This is a genomic window from Pasteurella sp. P03HT (assembly GCF_054052285.1).
This window is the reverse complement of the sequence record NZ_JBSIUM010000002.1, coordinates 193,793-206,281: the sequence shown is the minus strand read 5'-3', so window position 1 is coordinate 206,281 and position 12,489 is coordinate 193,793. Positions and strand designations below refer to the sequence as shown.

The window sequence follows — 12,489 nt, the reverse complement described above, 5'->3', positions numbered from 1 at the left end:
ATGTATAATGCGTATTTCGTGACAGATCACAACGCTCCAATAAAAAAGGAACTTACATGAAAAAAATTATTGCATTAACCGCCGTGTTAGCTTTGTCATTCACCGCGATTAGCGAAGCAAAAGGCGCGCGTGGTGGACGTTCTGTAGGGCATTCTCGCCCTGTTGCGACGAAACCCGCTCCTGTAAAGCAAGCGCAGCAACAGCAGCAAACAACACAACAACCTGATGCGACTTTTAACCAACAAGCGATCAACGCGGCAGCAACCAAAGCACCTGTTGCGAATCAGGGAAACCGTTTAGCAAGCTTTGCAACTGGTGCAGCAGCGGGGTATTTATTAAGCGAAGTGTTAGCACCAACAGAAGCGCATGCACAAACGCCACTCCAGACTAATACAACACAAGATGCATCGTTAGCGACTGCGCCAGCTGGACAGCAGCCTGTGACGACATTCAAAGCATTTGATGCAAGTAATCCTGCTTTAGTTGGTATGACAGGTGAACAAAGTTTGTTCTGTTTAAACGGTGCACTTTATTTAGTGAACAAAAATAATAACCAAATGGGTCCTGTTACGGATAATCAAGCAAAACCAATCGCTTGTAGCGTAGCACAGTAATTCCTTATAAAAGCGGGCTTAGCTCGCTTTTATTGTCTTTATATTCTTCTCAGTTTTTAAAAATTATGCTTAATCAACAAATTAGCCAACTTATTGCAACGGAACTTAGCGTTCAACCCCAACAAATTCTCGCCGCCATTCAACTGTTAGACGACGGTAACACCATTCCATTTATTGCGCGCTATCGTAAAGAAGTCACAGGTGGCTTAGATGACACCCAATTACGCCATTTTGAAACTCGTTTAATGTATTTGCGTGAGCTTGAAGATCGCCGTCAAACCATTTTGAAATCCATTGAAGAACAAGGCAAATTAACAGACGAGCTACGCACTCAAATCCAGCAAGTCCAAAGCAAAACCGAATTAGAAGATTTATATTTACCTTACAAACCCAAACGCCGCACCAAAGGACAAATTGCGATTGAAGCAGGGCTTGAGCCATTGGCTGATTTACTTTGGAACAGCCCAGAAAATGATCCAGAAACCACCGCACTTTCTTTCGTAGACAGTGAAAAAGGCGTCGCTGACAGCAAAGCGGCGTTAGACGGGGCAAGATATATTTTAATGGAGCGTTTTGCCGAAGATGCGACACTTTTAGCGCAAGTTCGCCGCTATTTACAACAAAATGCGGTATTAGTTTCAAAAGTTTTAGAAGGCAAAGAAGCGGAAGGCGCAAAATTCCAAGACTATTTTGATCATCAAGAGCTTTTCAAAAATGTGCCTTCACACCGCGCATTAGCGATGTTCCGTGGTCGTAATGAAGGTTTTTTACAGTTAAGTTTAAATGCTGATCCTGAACAAGAAGATGGTGCGCGTCAAAGTTACTGTGAAGAAATTATCCGCCAACATTTAGGTGTGCGCTTTACAGGGCAGCCAGCGGATAAATGGCGTGAACAAGTGATTGCTTGGACGTGGAAAATCAAAGTGGCATTGCACTTAGAAACCGAATTAATGGGCAGCTTACGCGAAAAAGCGGAAGAAGAAGCGATCGATGTTTTTGCCAGAAATTTAACCGCACTTTTAATGGCAGCACCAGCAGGGGCGAAAAACACAATGGGCTTAGACCCAGGCTTACGTACTGGGGTGAAAGTGGCTGTTGTGGATAACACTGGTAAATTACTGGCAACGGATACGGTTTATCCACACACAGGACAAGCAGAGCGTGCAGCCCTTGCGATTTATCAGTTGGGTAAAAAACACAATGTGGAGCTGATTGCGATCGGTAACGGTACAGCATCGCGTGAAACAGAACGCTTTGCCAAAGACATTATGAAACAATTCACTGACTGGCAAGCGCAAACTGTGGTGGTGAGTGAAGCGGGTGCATCGGTGTATTCGGCTTCTGAATTAGCAGCGGCTGAGTTCCCAGAATTAGATGTTTCCTTGCGTGGTGCGGTGTCCATTGCTCGCCGTTTACAAGACCCATTAGCCGAGTTAGTTAAAATCGAACCTAAAGCCATTGGTGTGGGACAATATCAACACGATGTCAATCAAAGCCAATTAGCCCGTAAGTTAGATGCAGTGGTGGAAGACTGCGTGAATGCGGTGGGCGTGGATTTAAACACAGCTTCTGCGCCATTATTGGCGCGTGTCGCGGGAATGACCAAAACCCTTGCACAAAATATCGTGGCATATCGTGATGAAAACGGGCGTTTCGACACTCGTGAGCAACTGAAAAAAGTGCCTCGTTTAGGGCCAAAAGCCTTCGAACAATGTGCAGGCTTTATGCGTATTGCGGAAGGTAAAAACCCACTGGATGCGTCGGGCGTTCACCCAGAGGCTTATCCTGTGGTTGAGAAAATTTTGCAAGCGACTGAGCAATCAATCCAAGATTTAATGGGCAATGCGAGCGCCGTTCGTCAACTGGATGCGAAGAAATTCATTGATGAACAGTTTGGTTTGCCGACAGTGCAAGATATTTTCAAAGAGCTTGAGAAACCGGGGCGTGACCCACGTGGAGAGTTTAAAACCGCCACCTTTATGGACGGCGTAGAAGAAATCAGCGACTTAAAGCCAGGTATGATTTTAGAAGGGACTGTGACTAACGTGACTAACTTCGGTGCATTTGTGGATATCGGTGTACATCAAGACGGTTTAGTGCATATCTCATCACTTTCTGACAAGTTCGTGGAAGATCCTCACCAAGTTGTGAAAACTGGCGACATTGTGAAAGTGAAAGTATTGGAAGTGGATGTGCCTCGTAAACGTATCGCCTTAACCATGCGTTTAGATGAAAGTGCGGCAAAAAATTCAGAAAAAACGGACCGCACTTTATCGGCAAAACCGCGCTCAAACCAACCTGCGAAAGGGCGTGATCGCTCAGCTGGTAACAATGTAATGGGCAATGCCTTTGCTGATGCGTTGAAGAATTGGAAGAAGTAAGGGGACTGACGTGGACTTAAACAAAATCACCTTCTTCACTCGCTTTGAACAAGACATTGTGGCGGGGCGTAAAACGATCACGATTCGTGATAAATCCGAGTCGTATTTTCAGCCAAATCAAGTGTTGGCGGTTTACACTAACGAGACTGATCGCTTTTTTGCCAACATTAAAGTGTTGTCGGTAACGCCTATTCATTTTGATGAGTTATCTGAACAACACGCCCAGCAAGAAAATATGACCTTGCCGGAGTTGCGTCAGGTGATTAAAGAGATTTATCCACAAGATGAGTGGTTTTGGGTGATTGCGTTTGAGTTAGTGAAATAATTACTCAATATAAATAAAATGCGGTCAAAATTCTTAACATTTCGACCGCACTTTTTATTACATCAGTTGGTGGCTATTTATTTTTCTTCAAAAACGCGACACCAGTATCTGGGAAGTCTGTGAAGACTCCTGTTGCTCCTGCTTTGTTTAATAGTGCATCATACATTTGGTTCACGTCAGTGAAGAATGCAGGTAAGGCATCTTTACGTACGGTGTACGGATGAAGTTCCATTTTGTAGTTGGCCAATTCTTTCACTAATGGCGTGTAAACAATGTTACCCGCTTTTGATTTTTGATCGTCAATCAGCATATACCAGCCTGGACCAACACCATCCGCATATTTTGCGACTTCTGCCATGGCGCCTGGTTTAAACATCCAATCGTAATCGTAGTTCACCCATTTGCCCTGTGCATTTTTCTCTTCAGTTTCGTGCCAATCAGTATAGGCCACTAACTGAACAAGTTTAATGTCCATGCCCATTTTTGGGAGAAGTTCAGTTTTAATACGTTTTAATTCATTAAAGTCGAAGGTTTGGAGGTAAACCATATCGTCTTTAGTATCATAACCATATTGTTTTAGCACTTTTAATGTTGCGGCAGCAATGTCTTTGCCCTCTTGGTGATGTAACCAAGGTGCTTTGATTTCTGGGTAGATACCAATTTTTTTACCTGTTGATTTTTCTAAACCTTGGATAAATTCAATTTCTTCTTCAAAAGTGTGAATACGGAAATGTGATTTCCAAAGAGGGAAACGGTTTGGATACACTTGAACTTGTTTGCCGTTTTCCATTTTGAAGTTTTCAGTCATTTCAAGGCTTTGAATTTCTTTTAATGTGAAGTCAACGACATAATAACGACCATCTTTTCTCGCACGATTTGGGAATTTTTTTGCAACATTGGTTAAACCATCTAAGAAGTGATCGTGAATCACGATTAAACGGTTGTCTTTGGTCATCGCAAGGTCTTGTTCTAAATAGTCTGCTTTTTGACCAAAAGCCAAAGCTTTCGATTCAAGCGTGTGTTCTGGTAAATAACCACTTGCACCACGGTGAGCAATAATTAATTTATCACTGCTGCTCATCATAGATTGGCTTGAACAAGCTGCTAAAGTTGAAACCGCAACAGCGGCTGCGATTGCTTTTAATTTCATAGACGAGTCCTCTTATTTATCGGAAAGTTATTATTTACAGCTTAGGGTGATAGGGTGAAATGCTGCGCGTGATTTCCACGCCTATCGTTAAATGTTTTGACATTTACTCACTTTTTAATCAAATTCATCTTAATTGCGTAAGTGAATGTAGATAGCGAGTATAAAAAAAGGAAGACTATGCTTTTACATATCTTCCTTTTTGTTGTGCTTATTATTTACCGTAGTGATCGTCAAGTTTAGCTTTGTGTTTACCTTCTTCAATCATCGTGATAAACATTAATAGGATAGCTAATACACCGCCAGCAATCATGACATAGAAACCGCCGTCCCAGCCGTAGTATTCTGCTGCCCAACCAACAACTGCAGAGGCTGATACTGTACCACCTAAGTAACCGAATAAACCAGTGAAACCTGCTGATGTACCTGCTGCTTTTTTCGGTGCAAGCTCAAGAGCGTGTAAACCGATAAGCATAACTGGACCATAGATTAAGAAACCGATCGTTGTCATTAGGATGAAGTCCATTAATTGATATGGGTTTTCATACCAAGCATGACCTGCATATTGTGCTAATTCGTGTTCTGGAGTGGCTGGGTTTAACCATAATGCTACTACTGCTGCAGTGGTTAAAATCATGAAAATGAAGCCTGTTAAACCACGTTTACCTTTGAACACATGGTCAGATACCCAACCACAAAGTAATGTTCCTGGAATCGCTGCTAATTCATAAATGGTATATGCCCATGCGGTACCTTTGATGTTGAAGTGTTTAACTTCACCAAGGTAAACTGGAGACCATTTCAATACACCGTAGCGGATTAAGTATACGAAGACGTTAGCAATCGCGATGTACCATAATAGTTTGTTTTTCAATACATAAGTCACGAAAATTTCTTTTGTTGTTAAATCGTGCTCGTATGTTTTTTCATTATAGTCATCTGGATAGTCGTTACGCCATTTTTCGATTGGTGGTAAACCGCAAGATTGTGGAGTATCTTTCATCACGAAATAGATAGGAATTGCAGCGATCATTGCAGCGATACCTGGATAGTAAAGTGCTTGTTGCCATACGTCTTTTGCAGTTGCCTCTACACCGTGAGTGCTGAAATAGATGGCACTTGCGAGTAACACCATCGCACCAGGAACCATTCCCCCTAAGTTGTGAGCGGTATTCCAAATAGATACGATAGAACCACGTTCAGATTTAGACCACCAGTGTACCATTGTACGACCACATGGAGGCCAACCCATCCCTTGAAACCAACCGTTTAAGAAGATCAGTACGAACATGACCGCAATGCCCGAAGTTGCCCATGGCATTAAACCCATCATGGTCATACATAAACCAGAAAGTAAAAGACCAAAAGGTAAGAAGACTTTTGGATTTGAACGGTCAGAAATGGACGCCATAAAGAATTTAGATAAGCCGTATGCTAAACCTGCCCCTGTACCGATAATACCAAGTTCAGCTTTGTTATACATACCTGCTTCAATTAATCCTTTTTGTGCTAAGTCGAAGTTTGCACGTACGAAGTAATAAGCTGCATAACCAAAAAAGATACCCGCAAACACTTGCCAGCGCAAGAAACGGTATCGAGCATCTATTTTGTCCGCAGGGAGCTCCGGAATATGCGGAGCGGGTTTAAATGGACCAAACATACAATTCTCCAATAGGTTAAACAAACAAATAAACAGCATTCTTTTAACAAGAATCTTACACAGATAATAAGGGAAAAGAAAAAAGTGGAAAGGAGAATTGTGCTAATTTGTGAGTGATTTCACAAAAAATATTTCACGGTTGCACATTTTAGAAAATAAATTGTGATATTTGTCACATTTAAACTTTCTTTTTCAATCAAATGATTGTTTGTTTGTGCGTGTTTAGCCTAAAATGTCAGCATAAATATCGTTTTTTTGATCGTTTTGTTGTTTGTTGTGGGAGAGGAAAGATGAAAATATCACCTCAAATGTATAAGAATACCGCAGATACAAGCCCTATTAGTACGGATGTGATTATTATTGGTGGTGGAGCCACGGGTGCAGGCATTGCTCGTGACTGCGCATTACGCGGTATTAATTGTGTGTTATTAGAGCGAAGAGATATCGCGACAGGTGCGACAGGACGCAATCATGGATTATTGCACAGTGGTGCACGCTATGCGGTAAATGATCAAGAGTCAGCGAAAGAGTGTATTGAAGAAAATAAAATCTTACGTCGAATTGCTCGCCATTGTGTTGATGAAACAGAGGGGCTATTTATTACCCTACCTGAAGATGATCTTGATTATCAGAAAAAATTTATCGAAAGTTGTACAGCGTCTGGGATTGAAGCTGTGCCGATTGAACCTGATCTTGCCAAACGTTTAGAACCTTCTGTCAACCCTGAGTTAGTGGGTGCCGTAGTGGTGCCTGATGGCTCTATCGACCCTTTCCGTTTAACTGCCTCCAATATGCTCGACGCCACAGAAAATGGTGCACGTGTTTTTACTTATTGCGAAGTGACGAACTTAATTCGAGAAGGTGGTCGCGTGATTGGCGTGAGCGTTTACGATCATAAATATAAAGTCCAACGTCAATTTTTTGCTCCCGTTGTGGTCAATGCGGGGGGCATCTGGGGACAAGGCATTGCAGAATATGCCGATTTAAAAATCCGTATGTTCCCAGCCAAAGGGGCATTATTAGTCATGGGGCACCGCATTAACAAAATGGTAATTAACCGTTGCCGTAAACCTGCGGATGCCGATATTTTGGTTCCTGGTGATACGATTTGTGTGATTGGTACGACATCAAGTCGTATTCCTTATGATCAGATTGATAACATGATTGTGACCCCAGAAGAAGTGGATATTTTATTCCGCGAAGGTGAAAAACTGGCGCCTTCTTTGCGTCACACTCGTGTTTTACGTGCTTATGCTGGGGTTCGCCCACTCGTTGCAACGGATGATGACCCATCAGGACGTAATGTGAGTCGTGGTATTGTACTGCTTGATCATGCTGAACGTGATGGTTTAGACGGTTTTATTACCATTACGGGTGGCAAATTAATGACGTATCGCTTGATGGCAGAATGGGCAACGGATTTAGTGTGTAAAAAACTGAATAAAACGGCGTCATGTACGACGGCTAAACAAGCATTACCAGGTTCAAGTGAAAGTCGATTAGAAACTAATAAGCGAGTCATTTCCTTACCAAGTACTATTCGTTATTCAGCGGTTTATCGCCATGGCTCGCGTGCAACTCGCTTATTGCAAACAGAGCGTTTGGATCGGACGTTAGTGTGTGAGTGTGAAGCTGTGACGGCAGGTGAAGTGCGTTATGCAGTGGATGAATTAAGTGTTAATAATTTGGTTGATTTACGTCGACGCACTCGTGTGGGGATGGGAACTTGTCAAGCCGAGTTGTGTGCATGCCGTGCGGCAGGCTTAATGTCTCGTTTCGGTGTGGCAACACCTCGTCAATCGACGACTCAATTAGCATCTTTTATGGAAGAACGTTGGCGTGGTATTGAGCCAATTTGTTGGGGAGAGGCAACACGTGAAGCTGAATTTACCTCGTGGGTTTATTACAGCTTGCTTGGTCTCAATAATGTGAAACCGCTTGAACAACAAGCACAGCAAGGGACAGATGACAATGAATTTTGATGTAGTAATTATTGGTGGTGGGCTTGCCGGTTTAACATGCGGGATTGCTCTTCAACAACAAGGCAAAACATGTGCCATGATTAATAACGGACAGGCAGCAATGGACTTTTCATCTGGCTCAATGGATTTACTTGCTCAATTGCCGAATGGTCGTCAAATTCAGAATTTCGAGCAAGACTACACTGCGCTTGATCAACAATTACCACAACACCCTTATTGTATCATCGGTAAAGAAACAGTACTTGCCAAAGCTCGTGAGTTTGAACAATTAGCTCAGACATTACATTTAGGTTTAATGGGAACATGTGAGGAAAATCATTTACGTGTTACTCCATTAGGCAGTTTACGCCGTACTTGGTTGTCTCCAAACAGTGTGCCAACGGTAACAGAAGCAGGCACGTTCCCCCATCGTCAGATTGCAGTGCTTGGGATTGAGGGATATCACGATTTTCAACCACACTTATTAGCTGATAATTTAGTACAAAATTCACAGTTTGCGCATTGTGACGTGACAACGGGTTTTTTGAGCATTCCTGAGCTTGATCATCTGCGTCATCACTCGCGTGAATTTCGTAGTGTGAATATTGCCCAGTTATTAGAGCACAAGTTGGCGTTTCATGATTTAGTCCGTGAAATCAAAGAAGCAGCTCAGGGCGCAAAAGCGGTCTTTTTACCAGCCTGTTTTGGACTAGAAACACAAGAATTTTTTACCGCACTGAAAGAGGCAACAGGACTTGAGTTATTTGAATTGCCGACGCTACCTCCTTCTCTGCTCGGTATGCGCCAACATAAACAGTTAATCCAATATTTTAAACAATTGGGTGGTTTGATGATGAATGGTGACAAAGTGGTAAGAGCGGATGTAGAGAATAATCGAGTTAAACGCGTTTATACACATTTACATCAAGATGTACCGATTACGGCTGAACATATTGTGCTTGCTAGTGGCAGTTTTTTCAGTAAAGGATTAGTCGCAGACTTTGATAAGATTTATGAACCAATTTTTGATGCTGATATCGTTGGTCAGGCGCCATTTGATGTAACAAATCGTATGACGTGGACGCATCATCGTTTTTCTGAGCCACAACCTTATCAAGCAGCAGGTCTAGCGATTAATGCACAATGCCAAGTTCAAAAGGGCGGCCAATTTTTTGAGAATTTATATGCAATCGGAAATATCCTAGGCGGCTTTAATGGCATTGAATTAGGCTGTGGTTCGGGTGTGGCAGTGGTGACAGCATTAGTCGCTGCAGAGCAAATTGGGAGGGCTGCATGAATATTCAACAGTTAATCGAAAGTGCGAAACAAGGGGTTGCTGCGCCAGTAGGACATCAACATGTTGATGAAAGTTTTGAAAGTTGTATTAAATGTACTGCCTGTACTGCTGTTTGCCCTGTTTCTCGTCAAAATCCGTTTTATCCAGGACCAAAACAAGCAGGTCCAGACGGTGAGCGGTTGCGTTTAAAAAGTGCGGAATTGTACGATGAAGCATTAAAATACTGTACTAACTGTAAACGTTGTGAAGTGGCATGCCCTTCTGATGTGAAAATTGGTGATCTTATTGTTCGGGCAAGAAATAATAATCTTGAGCGTCAAAATAAACCTCTCATGCACAAATTGCGGGATGCGGTGCTAAGTCATACGGATATGATGGGGAAAATGAATACGCCATTTGCCCCTATCGTCAATACGATTACAGGTTTAAAAGCTACTCGCTTTTTACTTGAGAAAACATTGAGTGTAAGTCAACACCGTACGTTGCCTAAATATTCTTTTGGATCTTTCCGCAATTGGTATTTGAAGCATGCTATGGAAGATCAGGCTCGCTATCAGGATAAAGTGGCTTATTATCACGGCTGTTATGTCAACTACAACAATCCACAGCTAGGTAAAGAACTTATTCAGGTTTTTAATGCGATCAATATTGGCGTAGTATTGCTTGAAAAAGAAAAATGCTGTGGTTTACCTTTGTCGGTGAATGGTTTTCCAGAGCGCGCCAAAAAGCAAGCTGAATTTAACTTAAAATATTTGGGTAAAACCGTTGATGAACGTGGTTTAGAAGTTGTGGGAACCTCATCCAGCTGTACGATGAATTTACGCGATGAGTATCATCATATTTTAGGTATGGATAACCAAAAAGTACGCCCACATATTCATATCGTGACACGTTATTTGTATCAATTAATGCAAGCGGGTAAAACGTTCCCATTTAAACGACTACCATTACGCCTTGCTTATCACACTGCATGTCACGTGGAAAAAGCGGGTTGGGCACCTTATACTTTAGAAGTACTAAAACAGATCCCTGGTGTAGAAGTAGTGGTATTACCATCGCAATGTTGTGGTATTGCAGGAACGTATGGCTTTAAAGCAGAAAACTACGATGTTTCGCAGGCGATTGGAAACCCACTCTTTAAGCATATCAATGAAGGCGGCTTTGATTATGTGATTTCTGAGTGTGAAACATGTAAATGGCAAATTGATATGTCAACCCATCTCACGTGTTTGCACCCAATCAGCTTATTGGCGATGGCATTAGCGTAATGAATAGGAACTTGACTCAATGTATTGGAGTCATTTAAGGGGGCAAAATGCCCCCTTTTTTTATTATTGGCACACGTGTAGTTTAACGTGGTTCGCCTTTAAAATTTCTAGGATGGGATCAGGCGGTGTTGCATCGGTGAAAACATGTTCAACATCTGCAATTGAGCCTAAACGAACCATGGCACGACGAGAAAACTTAGAATGGTCAGTCACTAAAAACGTTTTACGTGAACTTTCAATGATCGAGCGTTTGACTTGGACCTCATGGTAATCGTAGTCGAGTAGCGATCCATCTAGATCAATTCCGCTGATCCCTAAAATGCCAAAATCTAAACGGAATTGTGAGATAAACGCCACAGTTGCTTCACCAATAATTCCGCCATCTTGGCGTAATGACCCACCTGCTAAAATAATATCAAACGTGTCATTCTGCATAAGAATATAGGCTGCATTGATATTGTTGGTCACAATGCGTAATTTCTGGTGATTGAGTAACGCATTGGCGACGGCTTCTGGTGTCGTACCGATATCAATAAATAAAGATGCACCATTCGGAATTAAGCTTGCGACTTGTTGTGCAATACAATTTTTGCCTTTAAAGAAAAAGTTTTTACGTTCAGCATAATCACTGTTTTCTGCCGTAGAGGGAGAGGCGGCTCCACCATGATGGCGACGAATTAAGTTTTTCTCAGCAAGTTCATTCAGATCTCGGCGAATCGTAGGAGGGCTGACATTTAATAAAGTAACCAGTTCTTCCGTACTGACATAGCCTTTTTGTGTGACTACATCAATAATTTTCTGATGACGAATGGATTGTTTCATATTGCACCTTTCGCTTGTTGAGATTAAATCCGTCGACATTTTATTCTATTTTAGGCATGAGATCATCTTTTTACTGTACGTTTGAAGGTTGCCCAGCCAATGAATAACCCAATTATTAATCCTGTGATATGTGCTGTGTTACCCATCTCAATACCAAAAAATGGACTAATAAATCCTGTTAGAATCGCCACAATCAGCATCATGGCAAAACCAATTGGCAAATTAAAATAACGAGTTGGGCTCAATTTGTCGTAAATCAGAACATAACCAAGGATGGCATATACGACGCCAGATAACCCAAAGAAATAAGGATTTGAGGCGATATTCTGGGCAAAACCAGTGACGAATGCAGAAATGAAAAAAAGCTGCAAGACTTTCCATGTGCCAAAATGACGTTCGATCGTATGTGCAAATAACCACCACCATACTAAATTAAATAAAATATGGAGGGGGGATAAATGTACGAAGGCATGTGACAAATAGCGCCAGCCCTCTCTTGATTCTATGGCATCTTCAGGGTAATGGAAATGCGTCAAAATCCAATCTTCGTAGCCAGTTAGTTGACAGAGGTACACCACAATGCAGAGTATGGTGACTAATAATGTGAATTTTCCTGTGTGTAGCAGCTCATTAAATGAACAGGATTGTAAACCTGATTGGCTTAACATGGCTTTTAATGAGTATTTGCTTGATCGGATATCACCACTAGTCCAGCTAGCTTGTTCGTATTTTTTATTAAACGGGTCAGCAAGAAATTGGTCTTTCTCTATCATGATTTCTTGAAAGTGTGGTGATTCTTCACAAAGAAAAATATCGATGCGTTTTCCTTTTTCATCATTTATTTCACGTAGTTCAACTTCTACATTAAATTGGGCTCGAATATAATCTCGAAAACGAAAGGCTAAAAGTGAGATTTCACTACCAAATAAATATTGCATTTTTGTTCCTTAATTTTATTTTTTGCTACATTTTAAATGTGAGATATTTTGAAATAGAAAACAATGGGAATACCCA

10 protein-coding genes are annotated in these 12,489 nt (G+C 41.7%); 6 read left to right on the top strand and 4 right to left on the bottom strand.

The window, feature by feature from the left end; translation table 11 throughout:
* Positions 1-56 precede the first annotated feature (56 nt).
* From ACWIT3_RS03155 to yqfB, 3 genes are all read left to right on the top strand, one after another.
* Positions 57-614, top strand: coding sequence for a hypothetical protein (locus ACWIT3_RS03155; protein WP_457161353.1), 558 nt, complete (start codon positions 57-59; stop codon positions 612-614).
* A gap of 65 nt (positions 615-679) precedes the next feature.
* Positions 680-2,995 carry a Tex family protein gene (locus ACWIT3_RS03150; protein WP_457161352.1) on the top strand — a complete coding sequence of 772 codons (2,316 nt, stop codon included), beginning with the start codon at positions 680-682 and terminating at the stop codon, positions 2,993-2,995.
* 10 nt (positions 2,996-3,005) lie between these two features.
* Positions 3,006-3,320, top strand: coding sequence for a N(4)-acetylcytidine aminohydrolase (yqfB, locus tag ACWIT3_RS03145; RefSeq protein ID WP_457161351.1), 315 nt, complete (start codon positions 3,006-3,008; stop codon positions 3,318-3,320).
* A 73-nt stretch (positions 3,321-3,393) separates the two neighbouring features.
* Here the strand turns inward: yqfB and glpQ are convergent, their stop codons facing one another.
* Positions 3,394-4,470, bottom strand: coding sequence for a glycerophosphodiester phosphodiesterase (gene glpQ, locus ACWIT3_RS03140; RefSeq protein WP_046339856.1), 1,077 nt, complete (start codon positions 4,468-4,470; stop codon positions 3,394-3,396).
* Positions 4,471-4,681: 211 nt separating this feature from the next.
* Complete coding sequence (glpT, locus tag ACWIT3_RS03135) at positions 4,682-6,127, bottom strand: glycerol-3-phosphate transporter (RefSeq protein ID WP_457161350.1); 1,446 nt, start codon at positions 6,125-6,127, stop codon at positions 4,682-4,684.
* A gap of 290 nt (positions 6,128-6,417) precedes the next feature.
* Between glpT and glpA the strand changes: the two genes are divergently transcribed.
* Genes glpA through glpC form a run of 3 tightly spaced genes read left to right on the top strand, consistent with a single transcriptional unit; the run spans position 6,418 to position 10,653 of the window.
* Positions 6,418-8,109: an anaerobic glycerol-3-phosphate dehydrogenase subunit A gene (gene glpA, locus ACWIT3_RS03130; protein ID WP_457161349.1), complete on the top strand. Its 1,692-nt coding sequence runs from the start codon at positions 6,418-6,420 to the stop codon at positions 8,107-8,109.
* Complete coding sequence (glpB, locus tag ACWIT3_RS03125) at positions 8,099-9,385, top strand: glycerol-3-phosphate dehydrogenase subunit GlpB (RefSeq protein WP_457161402.1); 1,287 nt, start codon at positions 8,099-8,101, stop codon at positions 9,383-9,385. The genes glpA and glpB overlap by 11 nt, the downstream gene beginning before the upstream one ends.
* Entirely contained in the window at positions 9,382-10,653 is a 1,272-nt protein-coding gene (glpC, locus tag ACWIT3_RS03120; RefSeq protein WP_457161348.1) for an anaerobic glycerol-3-phosphate dehydrogenase subunit GlpC, read from the top strand. The genes glpB and glpC overlap by 4 nt, the downstream gene beginning before the upstream one ends.
* Before the next feature lie 63 nt (positions 10,654-10,716).
* Here the strand turns inward: glpC and ACWIT3_RS03115 are convergent, their stop codons facing one another.
* The gene (locus ACWIT3_RS03115; RefSeq protein WP_457161347.1) at positions 10,717-11,475 is read right to left on the bottom strand and encodes a DeoR/GlpR family transcriptional regulator; all 759 of its coding nucleotides are present in this window, start codon (positions 11,473-11,475) and stop codon (positions 10,717-10,719) included.
* 62 nt (positions 11,476-11,537) lie between these two features.
* Positions 11,538-12,413, bottom strand: a complete 876-nt coding sequence (locus ACWIT3_RS03110) for a rhomboid family intramembrane serine protease (protein ID WP_457161346.1) — start codon at positions 12,411-12,413, stop codon at positions 11,538-11,540.
* Positions 12,414-12,489: the final 76 nt, after the last annotated feature.